Genomic DNA, 15,889 nt, shown 5'->3' with positions numbered 1-15,889 from the left:
TTTTATGTTTGGAGCGAGTTCACAAAGGTGATAAATTAGCGAGATCATTTTCGCTTGTTAGCTTTGAAAGAGTAAGATCAAACGAAACGAGCAAGATCCAATGAACATTTCATATTATGAATGCTTTTATAAGATTATCGCTGAGCCTTATTGGGATTAGCCTACTTACCGCTTGTGGCGATGAAATTGACCACAATGATATTCGCAAAGCTGGCTTTGTGTTTTGCGGACAGGGTAAGCCGACCACGTTTAACCCTCAGCTTATTGATAGCGGTATTACCGCAGAGGCTCTGAGCCCACAGCTGTACGATACGCTGCTCACGCTCGATCCTAAATCACATCAGCCCGTGGCAAGCATCGCCGAGAGTTGGTCAGTAAATGAATCAGGGACGGAATACACGTTTAAGCTTAAACGTGGTGTTCAATTCCAAACCACGCCTTGGTTCGCACCCACTCGCCCATTGAATGCAAAAGACGTGGTATTTAGCTTCAAGCGAATCATCGATGTAGACCATCCTTTTCACCAAGTAGGTGGTGGTTTTTATCCATGGTTTGCAGGGTTAGATTTTCAAAACCTACTCCAAGACGTGGTTGCAATAGATGAGCATACGGTAAGGTTTACGTTATCTCAGCCAAACTTTTCTTTCTTGGCCAATATTGCCACCAGCCATGCGGTTATCTTGTCTGCGGAGTACGGACAGCAATTGGCAGCAAAAGATCATAAAGAAGAAATCGACCAACTTCCTATCGGTACCGGCCCTTATCAATTAAAAGAGTACCAAGTGAACGATTTGATTCGATTAGAGCGTCATTCTAATTACTGGAAGTCACCAGCAAAAATGGAACAAGTGGTGTTCGATATCTCTCACAGAGGCACGGGTACATTAGCTAAACTTTTAAGAAACGAGTGTGACGTACTCTCTTCACCTATTTCGAGCCAAATACCTGTCATTCAAGAAAATGACAACCTTGAGCTGGCGGCTACACCAGCTAACAACGTTTCCTTTATTGCGATAAACACAGAAACCACCGCGCTGAGTGATGCTCGAGTTCGCCAAGCTCTTAACTTAGCGATCAACCGTCAAAATATTTTAGATTCGGTTTACTACGGAACTGGCTCCCAAGCTTATACCTTGCTACCACCTAATTCATGGGCTTATCAAAAAGACAGTGTAAAAATTCGTTATGACCGGAATTATGCATTGGCACTACTTCGAGATGCAGGCTACGAAGACGGCCTAGAATTGACCATGTGGGTACCACTTGAACCACGTGCTTTTAACCCAAGCCCTCGCAAGACCGCGGAGCTAATCCAAGCGAATTTTGCCGATATTGGGGTTAAATTAACGCTACTTACCGATGATAGGTTTGAACGTGTGGATTTGGAGAACATCAACGATATCGATTTACTTTTAACAGGTTGGATTGGTGATACCGGGGATCCTGACAACTTTTTCCGCCCTTTATTATCTTGCGAGTCTGACCGCGTTGGCCTTAACGTGTCCATGTGGTGTAACGATGACTTCGATTTCTTGCTCGATTTGGCGTTAGAAACTCAAGAACCGCGTTACCGTTTGAACCTATATCGCCAAGCACAGAACATTTTGAATCAAGAGTTCCCGGTTATTCCTCTGGCGCATGGCGTGCAGTTCCGTGTGCACGACAAATCGCTGACAGGCTTCAAATCAAGCCCTTTCAATGCCCAACCGTTTGATAGAGTTGAGAGAATTCACTGATGTTTTGGTATACCGTTCGACGCTTTAACCTATTTATCATCACTTTGATGATCCTTACATTAGTGGGTTTTTCTCTGCTTCGCCTTGACCCTCTCTCGCACTGGGCAAACGTTGATTTTTGGTCTGGTTGGCAAACTTACTTAATCAACCTTTCTCAACTCGATTTTGGCATAAGTAAAAACGGCAATGCGATTTACGACGAGCTCGCCGTTGTATTCCCTGCCACTTTGGAATTGTGTTTCTTTGCCTTTTTGGTGTCCCTTTTGATCGGTATTCCACTTGGAACCGTGGCTGGGATGAAGCAAGGTAAATGGCTCGATACCAGCATTTCATTCATGTCAATGTCTGGTTATTCCGCCCCAATCTTTTGGGTAGCTCTGTTACTTATCATGGTCTTTTCATTGGAGTACCAACTCTTCCCCGTTGCGGGACGGTATGATTTACTTTACGAAATTGATCATGTAACCGGGTTTGCCATTATCGACGCATTCATGGCGAAAGGCGAATACCGCGCTCATGCACTGCAAAGCGTTATTGAACATATGGTGCTGCCATGTTTGGTGCTCGCTTTGGCTCCAACCACCCAGGTTGTCGGACTAATGCGTTCCTCGGTAGCGGAAGTGATGAGCCAAAACTACATCCGTGCAGCGAGAATCAAAGGTCTTTCTAACCGCGAAATCGTAACTCAACATGTATTGCGGAATGCGATACCGCCTATCATTCCCAAAGTTGGTGTTCAACTTTCGAGTATGATTACCTTAGCTATCATCACGGAGTCTATTTTTAACTGGCCAGGTATTGGTCGTTGGCTTTTAGATGCGCTAGCAAGCCAAGACTATGCATCTATCCAAGCTGGCGTGATGGTACTTGCGACTTTGGTTCTTACCGCTAACATTCTCTCGGATTTGATTGGCGCGATGATTAACCCTTTAGTTCGAAAGGAATGGTATGCTAACAAATAACGTTTATCAGGAAGAACGCATTCCAACTCAGTTTGAGCGATTTTGGCGAAGCTACCGTGCCAACGGACTAGCCATGTTTGGCTTGTGGTGCTTGGTGTTTATCGTCCTTATTACCATTTTTGCCCCCCTACTTGCACCATTTGACGCCCAAGCACAGTCAGGTGAGTTGCTTGTGCCGCCATCATGGGCCCCAGCAGGAACGGTTGATTACTTTTTGGGGACCGATGACTTAGGTAGAGATATTCTTTCGCGCCTGATTATGGGCTCTCAGCTAACATTTGGCGCTGCTGTCGCCATCACCGCAATTGCTGCCGTTGTAGGCTGTTTAATTGGCGTATTGGCAGGTATGACGAAAGGCTTACTGTCGAGTACTCTCAACCACTTGCTCGATACCGTCATGTCGATCCCGTCGCTCTTATTAGCAATCATTTTTGTGGCATTTCTCGGCTTTGGTGGGTTCAATATTTTACTCGCAATCTGCTTGGCTTTGATTCCGCGTTTTATTCGCTCCGTTTATATCGCAGTCCACACCGAAGTTGAAAAAGACTACATAATGGCAGCACGCCTTGATGGCGCTAATGATTTCTACTTACTGTGGAGTTCAATTCTTCCTAACATTCTGACGGTCATTGCCGCTGAAATCACACTCGCGCTCTCTGCTGCGATTTTAGATATTACGGCACTGGGTTTTCTTGGCCTAGGCGCACAGGCCCCAAGCACCGAGTGGGGAGCAATATTAGGTGACTCTGTCGAGCTTATTTATATTGCACCTTGGACAGTGACCCTACCCGGCCTGACCATCATGTTTACTGTTATTACCCTAAACTTAGTAGGTGAAGGTGTACGTCAAGCGCTTAATGCGGGGATCGAATAATGCCGTTGTTAGATATTCGACATTTGACCATTGAGATCGAAACACCTCAAGGGTTGGTCAAAGCCGTTGACCGAATGAGCCTAACTTTGAACGAAGGCGAAATTCGTGGTCTTGTAGGTGAGTCTGGTTCAGGGAAAAGCTTAGTTGCAAAAGCGATTGTCGGGGTAAGTAAAGATAACTGGCGCATCACCGCAGACCGTATGCGCCTTGGCAATATTGACTTGCTTCAGCTTACACCAAAAGAGCGTCGGCGCGTCATTGCTCGTGATATTGCGATGATTTTCCAAGAACCTTCAACTTGTCTTGACCCTTCAGAGGAAGTCGGGCGTCAATTGATTGAATCCATTCCATCTCGCGCATTTGAAGGGAAATGGTGGGAGCGATTTAAATGGCGTAAAAAACAGGCCATCGCGCTTTTGCATAAAGTGGGTATTAAAGATCACAAGCGTTTAATGGGTAGCTACCCTTATGAACTGACTGATGGTGAGTGTCAAAAAGTCATGATTGCCATGGCGATAGCGACCAAACCAAAGTTGCTGATCGCAGATGAGCCAACCAACGACTTAGACCCGATTACCCAATCGCAAATTTTGCGTCTGTTGAGCCGCATGAACCAACTTAATAACACAACCATTCTGCTTATCGGCCACGACTTAGCGACCATAACACAGTGGGCAGGACGTATTACGGTAATGTATTGTGGTCAGTCGGTAGAGTCTGCCGATACCAGTAAAATCATTGCGGCACCCAAGCACCCGTATACAGATGCCTTGCTTAAAGCAATGCCAGACTTTAATGATTGGGTACCACACAAGCAAAAACTCCAATCCCTACCGGGCTCGATTCCGCCATTGCAGCATCTGCCTATCGGTTGTCGCCTCGGACCACGTTGCCCGTATGCACAGAAACAATGTGTAGAAATTCCACACACCAGACGAATTAAGAATCATAAATTTAACTGTCACTTTCCATTGAACACGGAGAAAAAGTCATGAGTGCGTTACTTGAAGTCGATAATTTATCGAAGCAATTTGTTACGCGCTCCCGTCTGTTCAAACGTCAGGTTAATGAGGCAGTTAAACCGGTAAGCTTTACTTTAGAGCCAGGACAAACTATTGGTTTTATTGGTCAAAACGGGTCAGGAAAATCCACACTAGCTCGTATGCTTGCTGGCGTTGTTGAACCAAGCTCCGGAGAGATCCGTGTGAATGGCGAACGATTGGAGCACAAAGATTACGCGACACGCTGCAAGCTCATCCGCATGATTTTCCAAGATCCAAACACATCGTTAAACCCACGAATCCAGATTGGTCGTATTTTAGAAGGTCCGCTAAAGCGAAATACCAACATGCCGCCAGATGCACGCATGCAGCGTGTAAAGAACACCCTGCTCCGCGTAGGATTGCTGCCTGAGCACGCCTATTTTTATCCACAAATGCTAGCTGCCGGTCAAAAACAGCGCGTGTGTTTGGCTCGTGCACTTATTCTTCAACCTTCCATCATTGTCGCTGATGAGGCGTTAAACGGTTTGGATATGGCAATGCGCTCGCAGATCATTAACTTATTCCTCGAGTTGCAAGAAGAGATGGGATTGTCATTTGTGTACGTGTCTCAGCACATTGGCATTGTTAAGCATATTACTGATAAAGTGATGGTGATGCATGAAGGTGAAGTGGTCGAGTTTGGCGAGACCAACCAAGTACTGACTCATCCCGAGCATCCTATTACTCAAAGACTAGTCGAAAGCCACTTTTATAAAGCGCCAAGCCATCAAACAAAATAGCTTATCAAAAATGTAATCGTGCAAATGTAAAGAAGCCTGCTTTAACGCAGGCTTCTTTATTGCATGGGGACTAATCAAAAAACTAACGGCGGCTCGCTTGTTTGCGTAGTTCAAAATCAAACTCGTCAGGAAACAATACGACCCCTTCTTCATTTTGATTTGGGAATACAACAATCGATAGCTCGTCATCCTCTAGACCAGAGGTCCAACGGCTGTGCCACTTGTTTAAAGAGATCGCTTCTGGCTCGCAATCTTCCCAATCACCATTCGCCCATTGCAAAGCAAACTCTTCGTTTGGCCATACTGGTACACAATCATCATCTTCTGTATTTAACATGACACAGCCATGTTCGTCTTTCAGAATCCAAACCTTACGATTCGCCACAATCTCTTTTACGCAGTACTTTAAACGTTGCTCTTCGTTGTAGCGATTAATGGTATCCATCTGCTCTTGGGTCAGTTGATCAGACATATTCGTCTCCTATTTCCCATAGAAAAATGCCCGCAGCTAAGCGGGCATTTAAAGTATATGCTAGAAAATTAAGCTAGTTCAGTTTGAAGCCAAGGCCAACCTTGCTTCTTACGGCTTAGCGTGTTTTCCATCATTAGCATGCCGTCTTTTTCGTGCTTAACAAGCTTCTCAGCCCACTCACCTTTGTATAGAAGACGAGTTTGAGCAGTCGTGATGTCTGTTAGCATTACAGCAGCGAACGCTAGGTTATCTTTCTCACAACGAGATTCTAGGTCTGCTTCTAGTGCTTCGATCATACCGTCAACTTGCTCAAGAGTTGCAAGTTCAACCTGACCAACCACTACGTCACGACCGTTGAATGGGTAACCTTTAAGGTCTTTCTCAACAAGCTCAGCCGCTGATAGACCTTCGATGTTTGTTTTAGCAATTAGAAGATCTTTAGTGAACGCGTCCACATCTTGTACGTCTGCGATTGCCGCTAGCTCAGCAACGGCATCTTTGTCTTTTTGTGTACAAGTTGGAGAAGCAAAACCTACTGTGTCAGATAGAATTGCTGACATCATTAGCTTAGCAATTTGTGGAGTAATCGCGTGGCCTTCAATCTTGAACATGTTGAATAGAACAGTGTTGGTACAACCAACAGGCCAGATCCATGCTTCCATTGGGTTTACTGTCATCACGTCACCTAGACGGTGGTGGTCAACAATACCCGCAATTTCAGCTTCTGCGATATCGTCTGGTGCTTGTGCTAGATCTGAGTAATCTACTAGCCAAACGGTCTCACCCGCAACTGATGTGCGAAGCTCAGGAACTTCAGCGCCAGCAACTTCTAGGATGTGCTGAGTTTCACGGTTGATTTCGCCTTGGCGAATTGGCATAGCTTCAACGCCACGCGCTTTTAGAAGTTCAGTTGCAACGAGTGCACTACAAATACTGTCACTGTCTGGGTTCTTATGACCTACAACTAGAATCATGTTTCTTCCTATTCAAGTCAATTTTATACGCCGCCTAATACAGTTAATTAGGGCGTGTTTGCTCACAAAGGCCGATACTTTACCTGATTTCAAAGAGTTTGACACGAAGAAAAGTTCACAATGCTATTGCGAATAAATCTCATTTGCATATAATGATAATTATTCCTATTTGCATTTGAGTAAACGATGAACGCGACCCAATTATTACACTCTGCACAACAGTTGTTTCAGCCTACTCAGTTTCGTTTAGCTTATAAGCGATTGCTGATCCCTATCGTCATGCTCATTTTGCTAGGCAATGAAAATACACGTGACGTAGCCGTACAGACGCTATCCGACTCATTCTGGGCAGTGTCATGCTATGTTGCTGCCACATTGGCTATTTATCATTATCTTTCAAACTTTATGTCGAAAACCAATCGAATTACCGAGCTATATCATCGCTCGCGTAATCATCAGGTTTTCTTTGCTTCTTTGTTGGGTGCTTTGCCTGGCTGTGGTGGCGCTATTGTTGTGACAACGCAATTTATTAGTGGCCGAGTGGGATTTGGTGCGATTGTCGCGGTACTTACTTCAACAATGGGTGACGCTGCCTTTTTACTTCTTGCCGCCAAGCCAAGTGTTGGATTAGGCGTGGTTGGATTAGGCATTATCGTGGGTACTCTTTCAGGGTTAGTCGTTAATGCTTTTCATGCTGATAACTTTCTGCGACCAGAACCAAAAGAAGCACCTCAGACACATGCTTGTTGCCAACACCAGACAGACCGACACACACCCCTTGAACAACGTGCAATCAATCTACAAGGCGCATTTTGGAAATGGCTTATTGTGCCTGCTAGTGTCGTTGCTGTGTTAATGTCTTTCCAAATAGATATTAATCAGTTGCTATCTTTGAAAGCCAACACCATTGAATGGCTGGGCGCTACCTTCGCGGTGATCACAATGTCGTTGTGGGCTATGACAAAAGAGCTCGGCGATTATCAGTCAACGGTCTCTGAAGATGAAAAAATTGTGGACTCGCATCCAATTCAAAAAGCGGCTCAAGACACAAACTTCGTCAGTGCTTGGGTGATCGTCGCTTTTCTGGCGTTTGAACTGACGACCTATTTTTCTGGAATCGACCTCGTAGAAACCTTTTCTCATTGGGGGATATGGATGCCATTAGCTGGCTTAGCCATTGGTATGCTACCTGGTTGTGGTCCGCAAATTTTAGTCACTAGCCTGTACATCTCTGGTGCAGCGCCACTTTCGGCGCAATTGGCAAATGCGATTTCCAATGATGGTGACGCCCTATTCCCCGCCATTGCTATGGCACCGAAAGCTGCTTTGGTCGCGACAATTTATTCGTCCATTCCTGCGTTTATTGTTGGATACGGGTATTACTTTTTATTCGAGTTCTAACGCCCAGAGCATCAAAACGAGAAAGGAGCCGCAATAGGCTCCTTTCTTGATCTCGGTATTGGGCGATTTACTTCACGTTATGCTGTAACGATCGCTTTCGCATTGAGCCCTTTATCAACGCTCACCATTAACAACTGGCAAGGTTCTTGGTTTAGCTTTTCGCCTGTCCAGTAATCATACCAGTCCACCGGTTGATCAGACGTCAGCGTAAATTCCATCGCTCCGTAACTCGCATAATTAAACAAACAATGGAGGTCATTCTTCGTCGTTAGTTTTAAAAACGCGTGATTTAAACTCAAAGCGGTAAACTTTGCAGATTGCTGGTTACGTTGTTGACGTAACATGAGCTTAGACAATGTCGTCTTAGCAAACGGCGTAATCTCAGGGAGTGGGTCGCCAGACAGCAGCAAACCACCACTCGCTAATAACACCGTGCGATGAAATTCATACTCTTCTCTGGATGCAGATTGATTAGCTAATGAAGTGAATGTCGCGCAATCCGGGTCAATTTGCCACAGTTTTCGGTGCTGCCAACTACGGTAAAAGGTTTCTCTGGCTATCTGCTCGAATCGACGACTATGACGCTCTACATCGTCAGAAACACGCATTGCATCCACAAGTCCCAGAGATGGCCACATTGGCGCGTTACAGCCTAACAGCCATGCATCCCCTGCCCCTTTAGCGATCGCTTCCATACCCATGCGGTAGGCTTCTACACCGGTGACACCCGATTGGCTTCGTTTACCTTTTAACGTGCCCCAGTAGTTTGCGTCTAATTTGAATAGCTCAACGCCCCACTCTTGACGCATAACAGAGACCACATGAGTTAGGTGATCTTGCACTTCAGGGTTTGAAGTATCGAGAATGTACCAAGGCGTGCATCGCCAACCACCGTATGTGACATCTTCTGCTTTAAGTAAGCCACCATCCTTGTGGCGAACAAACCAATCTGGATGCTGTTTGAAGATCTCCGACTCAGGTTGAGCAATAAAGGGCGCCATCCAAATCGCCGGCTTTTTACCTTTTGCACGGATACCATGAATGAGCTCTTTCACACCACCAGAAAACTTATCTGATGGGGTTAACCAATCGCCCATAAAGGCTTGATAGCCATCATCCAGAAGTACCCACTCTAGGTCTTCGAGCTTAGCTTGCATACAATCTACGTTCTGCATGATGTTTTGCTCTGTCACGTCTGCGTAGTACGCGTACCACGAACACCAACCAACAGGCGCATCTTGTGTCACACCTTGGCGAACAGGATGATGCTTTGCAATCATCTCGCCATAGGTTTGATAAAGCTCGGACAGCGATTGACCACAGAGTACCGCCACGGATTCAAGTTGATTACTTTCCCAATCCGCCACTTGAGTCAACTCACCATCAATTGCGGCTGATAAAACCCAATGCCCATCACGCAGCACAACATCAAAATAGCCTGCAAAGCGATGACATGATGTGAAGCCAAATAATGTGTAGCCCGCTGAACCTTCCACCACTAAATAGTTGTAATAACGCTTAGGTGCATTTTTAGGGTAGATTCGATAAGAAGGATTATTGTCTGGGCAGCGACCAATATCAACGGGGTGATTGATCGTTCCCGCCGTTTGCGCCAACATTTGAAAACCATCCCCAATTACGTTGGCCTCGTGCTCGTACAAAAACGGCATTTCGAATAACACTTCACGGTCAGTAAAGGTTTTATTGTGAAGGCCAGCAAAAGAAAAATGTAATTGATTACCCTCGACTTCAACTTGGAAGTCATTGTTATTCACAGTGATCTCAGTGTGATTTGCTAATTGAATGCTCTGAGCCATAATGGGTCTACTCACTTAATTACTATTGTTTAGCTTGGCGCATTATCTCCTGCTTGTCTCACCCAATTCGTTACCATCATCACGAATACCAGTCTCGTTTAACGTTATGAAGTTACTATTGAGACAACGCTCACTGAAATTTTGATAAAAAAATACCAGCCCTGAGGCTGGTATTTCTATTTATGCAAACTGCACTAATTAAGCAACTTCGATCGGACCACCAAATGAAGTGACTGGCGGCACTTTACCTGTGAACTTCTCGAAGTCTACGATACATGTGTTCGCAGAAGTCGCCTGTGCAAGCTCAGAAGAACCGATGTCTTGCGTTAGCGTGTTAGGATCTCCGTAGGTACAGATTGCGCCTTCTTTCTCGTTTAGAGGACCGTACCATGCACCTTCTTCGATACGAATAACGCCACGTGGGTAGCTGTCAGTCAAAACAGCACCAGCTAATAGCTGACCACGACCGTTGAATACACGTACCAAATCACCATCTTTGATGCCTTTTGCTTTGGCATCCGCTGGGTTGATGTAAACCGGCTCACGACCTTGTACCGCGTAAGTCGCGCGGAACTCTTCAGACTCACACATTTGAGAGTGAAGACGCTTATCTGGGTGGCAAGACTGCAACCAGAATGGATATTTATCTGAACCAGGACCACCGTGTGAACGCTCTGATTTTTCGAACCACATTGGGTGCTCTTGACAGTGTTCGTAACCGTAACGGCCGATCTTGCGTGATGTAATCTCGATGAAGCCAGACGGTGTACCTAGTGGATTCAGCTCAGGGTCTTTACGGAAGTCCGCATGACGAACCCAAGGTTTACCTTCACCGAAGTCTAGTACGCTCTTCTCCCAGAACTCGTTGAATTCTGGCATTTCGAACTTACCTTCGTTCGCTTTTTTACAATCGTTGTAAAGGCTTTCGATCCATTCCATCTCGCTCATACCACGAGTGTATTCTTCGCGGCGACCAAAACGCTGAGTTAGTTCACTCATGATTTGGAAGTCAGGCTTAGATTGGAACAATGGATCAACTAGGCGATGCATCGCAATCAGACCTTTGTTCGAGTATGAACCGTATACGTCGATGTCGTTACGTTCCCATTGCGTACACGCAGGTAGAACGATATCTGAGAAACGACATGTCGCAGTCCAAGCAAACTCGATCGTTACAACCGTTTGAAGCTTGCGGAACGCTTTCTTCATGCGGTTACGATCTTGATGGTGGTGCCATGGGTTACAACCCGAGATAACCATCATCTTGAAGTCTGGCAGTTTCACTTTACCGCCGTTGTAGTTGATCTCTTTGCCAGGTTCTAGCAGACAGTCGATCCAACGTGCAACAGGGATAGTACGACTGTAACCGTTAAAGTCGTTGTTGTCCCACTTAGGTTTCATACCTTGGTCAAGGTTACGAGGGAAACCACCAGGACCCGCGAAACCAGTAGAAGGCACACCGATACTTGAGTAGTGGTGACCGTAAGAGATACCACCGCCAGGTAGACCGATTTGACCAACCATTGCAGCAACCACAGCCGCTGCCCAGTATGGCTGCTCACCGTGCTCTTGACGCTGGATACACCAACCCATCAGGATCTGTGTACGACCGCTGACTAGCATGCGTGCGAATTCACGGATCTTGTCCGCTTTCACGCCACAAATTGCTGCTGCCCACTCAGGCGTCTTCTCTACTTTGTCTTTTGTCTTACCTTGAACGTATTGAATGAACTCTTCAAAGCCTAGACAGTAAGTATCAATGAACTTCTTATCGTACAGGTTTTCGTTGTACAACACGTGTGCCACAGCGAGCATGAACGCTACGTCTGTCAGCGGGTTGATGTACAAGTGATCGTTCTCTAAGTAGCGCTGAGTTTTGTTCTTCACTGGGTCTACAGATAGAACGTTGATCTCACCTTTCGCCACTTTTTCTTTTAGTTGTGCAAGGTACTTAAACGACTCATGCGTTTCACAGTTCCAACCTACTTGAAGGTTTTTCACTGGGTCGTTAGCCCAAAGAACGATGTTGTCAGAGTTTTCTAGGATCTCAGACCAAGACGTACCTTGTGCGTAAACTTCGGTTGAACCTAGCACGTACGGCATAATGGTTTGGCCTGCACCCGTCGAGTAGTCACCTACTTTAGTGATGAAGTTGCCGTGCATACCTACTGCACGTTGCATGTGCGCTGTACAGTTGTTAAATGAACCCGTTTGGTTCCAACCTGTTTGACCTGCATGCAGCGCCCATGGGCCGTAGTCTTTTTGAATACGTTCTAGCTCACGGTAGAACAAGTCTAGCGCTTCATCCCAAGTTACTCGGATGAAACGGTTGTTACCGCGAGTATCTGCGCTGTATTTATGTTTCTTCAACCAATCTAGACGAACCATTGGGTAACGAACACGTGAAGGGCTGTAGATAATACCCTTAATGCCGTTCAACATTTCTGTTGGGTTTTTGTCTAGCTCTAGCGGCTTGATCTCTTGAACTTTACCCGCGTAGATGTGGGCGCGGAACGCGCCCCAGTGAGAACCGGTTACTTTCCAAGTACCTGTCGTCTCAACGGCATTTGCAGAGGCGGACGCCAATAAGCTAGGACCAATTACTGACGCTGCACTTGTGGTTGCTACACCTTTAAGAAAACTTCTTCGTGTAATAGCCATTTAAAATTACTCCAATCCGACGCTTATTAGTGGTGACCTTCAGCATAATCTGAAGAGTGTTTCTGTAGATACTTCAAGATCAGTGCTTCACTGTCTGTATCTAGGTTAACGAACGCCAACATACCGTCGAACATACCTGGCCAGGTGTTCGCGTCGAAGTGCGCTTCCGCAGGTTGAGTGTGACATACAGAACAATTGGTCTTGTAGGCTTCACGAGATTTTTCCCAAACAGGATTGATGTCGTTCAGCATAGACTCTTTCTTAATCCATACTTTCGCCGCTACTTTTTCCCAAGGAAGGCCTGTTAACTCATCCACTTTTTTCTCACCAGTCGTCACAATGTTGCTGTCTGTTGCAGCTTCTTTCATCAGAGACGCAGTCGCAATGTTCTTACCGAAGTCTTCTTGAATTACACGACCAAAACCTTTTGCTTTGCGCCAACCGTCAATTTCGATCTCAACAAACTCGCCTTTGTCTTCAAGAACTTTAACGGTCGATGCAGGATTAAGAAGACCAGCTTCTTTACTGCCTTGCGCATCAAAGTAAATTGGTAGGTGACGAACGCTCACGAGTTGCTGACCAACGCCGTAATCCGTGTTAGAAGTCATACCCTCTAGATCACCCACGATACCGCCAATGCTGTCCATGCCTGCTGGTAGGTTGTGCGCAATACCCTTGTGACAGTCAACACAGCTTTGATCTTTCTCAGCGGCTTGCTTCATTTGGATACGAGCGGTTGGAGACATTTGCTCGAAATCCATCGATTCGTAGTTGTGACAGTTTTTACACTCCAGAGATTTGTTTGCCGAGAAACGATCCCATTCGTGTTTAGCAAGTTCGATACGACGCTCTTCGAACACACCCGGTTCGTCGTAGTTGCCAAATACTTGTGCAAATACTTCTTTAGAAGCTTGCATCTTACGAGCGATCTTATCTGTCCAGTTATGTGGAACGTGACAATCAGGGCAGGTAGCACGAACACCAGAGTGGTTTTTCCAGTGCACCGTTTCTTGTAGCTCAACGTACACGTTGTCACGCATTGTGTGACAACTAATACAGAATTCTTCTGTGTTGGTTGCTTCTAGAGCGGTGTTAAAGCCACCCCAAAAGATAACACCAGCAATAAAGCCGCCCATAGTCAGCACACCTAGGCTGATATGTACAGCTGGGCGCGTCATGGTACGCCACAGTTTAATGATTAATGATTTCATTATTTGCTCTCTTAAAATCTTTTCAAAAGTGTGGTTATGAGCTCACTGGCTTACATGCCGTGCGCGCCTGGGGGCCCAAAGAAGAAGACTTGCAACATCCAAACGATGAACCCGTAACCGCCAACAAAGGCCACACTCAGAATTGGGAAGAGAACAACTGCAATGAAGAGGAACGACTTCCACTCCAGGGAGCGTTTTTCACCACTCTCAATTTTATTAACATCACTCATACATTTGCCTATTTTGTATCTAGTGTTATTGAAAAGCCCGCGTAACCAAGCTTAAGTTTTTTACAATCTCTAATGGAAAATGTTAGACCATACTAATAGTAGGGTTCAATCAAATAAGCGACCTCAGACCTTGTAATTCAACACTTTTTTGAGCTCATCCAGAGATATGATGGATTGATGTTATTTATTAAAAAACATGAACAGATGTGACAAAATAAGTCTTTTAAGGAGTTGTTAAATAACCAACATTTAAGAAACATCGATCACATTTAAATCGTAATTACCATGCCATAAATCGACTTAAAAACTCCGGAAAAGATAACCACTTGTAAACAAAATGCTGCGTATTAATGTCTAAAATAGCACTCAAGATTTACTTTAAGAACAGCAAAAAGTGCACGTAGTGGTTCATATAAAGGAGAGGCTTAGATACAATTATTCGCGTATTTCAAGGAGCGATTATGGATAACGTGGTGGATATAAGCTGGGTCAAACTGGCACTGTTTGGTTTGATTTTATTGGTCCCCTTCTTTATCAATGCCCGCTACAAATTAGGGATAGCAAAAGACACCATAATCAGTGTTATCCGAATGACACTTCAGCTCATATTGATTGGCGTGTATTTAGAATATCTTTTTCAATTAAACAGCTTACTTGTCAATATACTTTGGCTTGCCATCATGCTACTGATTGGTGCCAGCTCAATTGCGGGAAAAGCTCACTTACCTAAAAAGCCACTTATGCTTCCGCTACTAACGGGCCTTACCTGTGGTCTAATACCACTTCTGATAGCAATTACAGCAGGCTTAGTGCAACCATCCCCTATTTACAATGCGCAGTACATGATCCCACTTGCCGGTATGTTATTGGGTAACAGCTTGAGTAGTAATATCATAGCTCTTCAGAATTTGTTTACGGCTTTTGAGCAGAGACAAGCAGAATATGAGGCTGCAATCTCACTTGGAGCATCTCCTCGCTACGCATCCTTCCCCTTCATTCAGGAGGCTCTTAGAAAGTCCCTCGCCCCGACTTTAGCTTCTATGGCCACTACAGGGCTGGTTACCTTACCGGGTATGATGACCGGTCAAATTCTAGGTGGCGCGAGCCCGATGGTTGCGATTAAATACCAGTTAGTAATTATGCTGGCGATTTTCGTTATGTTGAGTGCCTCCGTACCCATAACGTTAGAAATGACATTGCGCTGGGTACAAACCAAAGAAGGCCGAATCAAGATAAAAATCGAGCAACCCGAATCGACCAAAACTCATGGTTAGCTGGCGCTTGTAGGTAAAGACCGTTAAACAACTTATATTGCCAAGTCGAACGTACTTATAACTGAATAACTCAACTATTCTTCGAGCACTCATCAAGACGCTTTCAGATGAAAAGTCAGGCAGAATTCTTTTTGATATAAGCCTCTAATTTTATGAAATTTTCTTTGCAAGTTTAGATACGCACGACCTTTGATACAGGTTATCCACAGAAAATGTGGATAAGCCCCCAAAACCCATACGCAACCAGAAACATAGCAACATAAGTGATCAATCGAATCGTCATGCATTGATCACGTGACTGACATGTTCTAATTTTAAAGTAAAGGCAGTGATCACAAACTTGGAGAGACGTACATGGATGTCTTAATGATCAAAGAAAATTACGATGAACTCCTGTCCGATGCACCTCTGGATTGGCTCGTTCAAGAACCAAAGGAAGTAACTTCTCATTGGCTCCCAACCGATTTTGGCATCAACGAAGAGTTGATTTAGCA

General features: G+C 45.1%; 14 protein-coding genes. 8 read left to right on the top strand and 6 right to left on the bottom strand.

The annotated features are described in order from the left end of the window. The first annotated feature begins 116 nt into the window (after positions 1-116). Genes sapA through R7O03_RS18060 form a run of 5 tightly spaced genes read left to right on the top strand, consistent with a single transcriptional unit; the run spans position 117 to position 5,355 of the window. Positions 117-1,736, top strand: coding sequence for an ABC transporter substrate-binding protein SapA (sapA, locus tag R7O03_RS18080; protein WP_262656904.1), 1,620 nt, complete (start codon positions 117-119; stop codon positions 1,734-1,736). Continuing rightward, positions 1,736-2,698, top strand: coding sequence for an ABC transporter permease (locus tag R7O03_RS18075; RefSeq protein ID WP_005378122.1), 963 nt, complete (start codon positions 1,736-1,738; stop codon positions 2,696-2,698). The genes sapA and R7O03_RS18075 overlap by 1 nt, the downstream gene beginning before the upstream one ends. Then, complete coding sequence (locus tag R7O03_RS18070; protein ID WP_005378123.1) at positions 2,685-3,572, top strand: ABC transporter permease subunit; 888 nt, start codon at positions 2,685-2,687, stop codon at positions 3,570-3,572. The genes R7O03_RS18075 and R7O03_RS18070 overlap by 14 nt, the downstream gene beginning before the upstream one ends. Continuing rightward, a complete protein-coding gene (locus R7O03_RS18065; protein WP_005378126.1) occupies positions 3,572-4,567 on the top strand; it encodes an oligopeptide/dipeptide ABC transporter ATP-binding protein in 996 nt (331 codons plus the stop codon). The genes R7O03_RS18070 and R7O03_RS18065 overlap by 1 nt, the downstream gene beginning before the upstream one ends. Next, positions 4,564-5,355, top strand: coding sequence for an ATP-binding cassette domain-containing protein (locus R7O03_RS18060; RefSeq protein WP_005393308.1), 792 nt, complete (start codon positions 4,564-4,566; stop codon positions 5,353-5,355). Before R7O03_RS18065 ends, R7O03_RS18060 begins: the two co-directional genes overlap by 4 nt. Before the next feature lie 82 nt (positions 5,356-5,437). On the opposite strand, the gene R7O03_RS18055 is transcribed toward R7O03_RS18060, so the two are convergent. Further along, entirely contained in the window at positions 5,438-5,827 is a 390-nt protein-coding gene (locus R7O03_RS18055) for a DUF2750 domain-containing protein (protein ID WP_318131920.1), read from the bottom strand. 68 nt (positions 5,828-5,895) lie between these two features. Further along, positions 5,896-6,801, bottom strand: coding sequence for a manganese-dependent inorganic pyrophosphatase (locus R7O03_RS18050; RefSeq protein ID WP_017634678.1), 906 nt, complete (start codon positions 6,799-6,801; stop codon positions 5,896-5,898). Positions 6,802-6,987: 186 nt separating this feature from the next. On the opposite strand from R7O03_RS18050, the gene R7O03_RS18045 reads away from it, so the two are divergent. After that, the gene (locus R7O03_RS18045) at positions 6,988-8,202 is read left to right on the top strand and encodes a putative manganese transporter (protein WP_005387656.1); all 1,215 of its coding nucleotides are present in this window, start codon (positions 6,988-6,990) and stop codon (positions 8,200-8,202) included. A 77-nt stretch (positions 8,203-8,279) separates the two neighbouring features. Here R7O03_RS18045 and R7O03_RS18040 read toward each other — a convergent pair whose 3' ends face one another. From R7O03_RS18040 to torE, 4 genes are all read right to left on the bottom strand, one after another. Continuing rightward, positions 8,280-10,019, bottom strand: a complete 1,740-nt coding sequence (locus tag R7O03_RS18040; RefSeq protein ID WP_005387658.1) for a glycoside hydrolase family 36 protein — start codon at positions 10,017-10,019, stop codon at positions 8,280-8,282. Between the two features lie 198 nt (positions 10,020-10,217). Further along, the gene (gene torA, locus R7O03_RS18035) at positions 10,218-12,680 is read right to left on the bottom strand and encodes a trimethylamine-N-oxide reductase TorA (protein ID WP_005378138.1); all 2,463 of its coding nucleotides are present in this window, start codon (positions 12,678-12,680) and stop codon (positions 10,218-10,220) included. Between the two features lie 26 nt (positions 12,681-12,706). Beyond that, positions 12,707-13,891 (bottom strand): pentaheme c-type cytochrome TorC, encoded by a 1,185-nt coding sequence (gene torC / locus R7O03_RS18030; protein WP_005378139.1) that lies wholly within the window; start codon positions 13,889-13,891, stop codon positions 12,707-12,709. Between the two features lie 50 nt (positions 13,892-13,941). After that, a complete protein-coding gene (torE, locus tag R7O03_RS18025; RefSeq protein ID WP_005378141.1) occupies positions 13,942-14,121 on the bottom strand; it encodes a trimethylamine N-oxide reductase system protein TorE in 180 nt (59 codons plus the stop codon). Positions 14,122-14,582: 461 nt separating this feature from the next. Between torE and R7O03_RS18020 the strand changes: the two genes are divergently transcribed. Together R7O03_RS18020 and R7O03_RS18015 are read left to right on the top strand one after the other, a co-directional pair. Further along, positions 14,583-15,395: an ABC transporter permease gene (locus R7O03_RS18020; RefSeq protein ID WP_005387660.1), complete on the top strand. Its 813-nt coding sequence runs from the start codon at positions 14,583-14,585 to the stop codon at positions 15,393-15,395. A 354-nt stretch (positions 15,396-15,749) separates the two neighbouring features. Further along, positions 15,750-15,887, top strand: coding sequence for a hypothetical protein (locus R7O03_RS18015; RefSeq protein ID WP_005378145.1), 138 nt, complete (start codon positions 15,750-15,752; stop codon positions 15,885-15,887). The last annotated feature ends 2 nt before the right edge of the window (positions 15,888-15,889 follow it).

Origin of the sequence: Vibrio sp. Vb2960 (assembly GCF_033337665.1) — a bacterium.
GTDB lineage: Bacteria > Pseudomonadota > Gammaproteobacteria > Enterobacterales > Vibrionaceae > Vibrio > Vibrio alginolyticus.
The sequence above is the reverse complement of the archived record's forward strand: the minus strand, read 5'-3'. Positions and strand labels throughout refer to the sequence as shown.

Bases quoted from the DNA above. Each gene is read 5' to 3' on its own strand.
- R7O03_RS18040 (WP_005387658.1), bottom strand. From the start codon at position 10,019: ATGGCTCAGAGCATTCAATTAGCAAATCACACTGAGATCACTGTGAAT.
- torC (WP_005378139.1), bottom strand. From the start codon at position 13,891: ATGAAATCATTAATCATTAAACTGTGGCGTACCATGACGCGCCCAGCT.
- R7O03_RS18055 (WP_318131920.1), bottom strand. From the start codon at position 5,827: ATGTCTGATCAACTGACCCAAGAGCAGATGGATACCATTAATCGCTAC.
- R7O03_RS18045 (WP_005387656.1), top strand. From the start codon at position 6,988: ATGAACGCGACCCAATTATTACACTCTGCACAACAGTTGTTTCAGCCT.
- R7O03_RS18050 (WP_017634678.1), bottom strand. From the start codon at position 6,801: ATGATTCTAGTTGTAGGTCATAAGAACCCAGACAGTGACAGTATTTGT.
- R7O03_RS18020 (WP_005387660.1), top strand. From the start codon at position 14,583: ATGGATAACGTGGTGGATATAAGCTGGGTCAAACTGGCACTGTTTGGT.
- torE (WP_005378141.1), bottom strand. From the start codon at position 14,121: ATGAGTGATGTTAATAAAATTGAGAGTGGTGAAAAACGCTCCCTGGAG.
- R7O03_RS18060 (WP_005393308.1), top strand. From the start codon at position 4,564: ATGAGTGCGTTACTTGAAGTCGATAATTTATCGAAGCAATTTGTTACG.
- sapA (WP_262656904.1), top strand. From the start codon at position 117: ATGAATGCTTTTATAAGATTATCGCTGAGCCTTATTGGGATTAGCCTA.
- torA (WP_005378138.1), bottom strand. From the start codon at position 12,680: ATGGCTATTACACGAAGAAGTTTTCTTAAAGGTGTAGCAACCACAAGT.
- R7O03_RS18015 (WP_005378145.1), top strand. From the start codon at position 15,750: ATGGATGTCTTAATGATCAAAGAAAATTACGATGAACTCCTGTCCGAT.
- R7O03_RS18070 (WP_005378123.1), top strand. From the start codon at position 2,685: ATGCTAACAAATAACGTTTATCAGGAAGAACGCATTCCAACTCAGTTT.
- R7O03_RS18065 (WP_005378126.1), top strand. From the start codon at position 3,572: ATGCCGTTGTTAGATATTCGACATTTGACCATTGAGATCGAAACACCT.
- R7O03_RS18075 (WP_005378122.1), top strand. From the start codon at position 1,736: ATGTTTTGGTATACCGTTCGACGCTTTAACCTATTTATCATCACTTTG.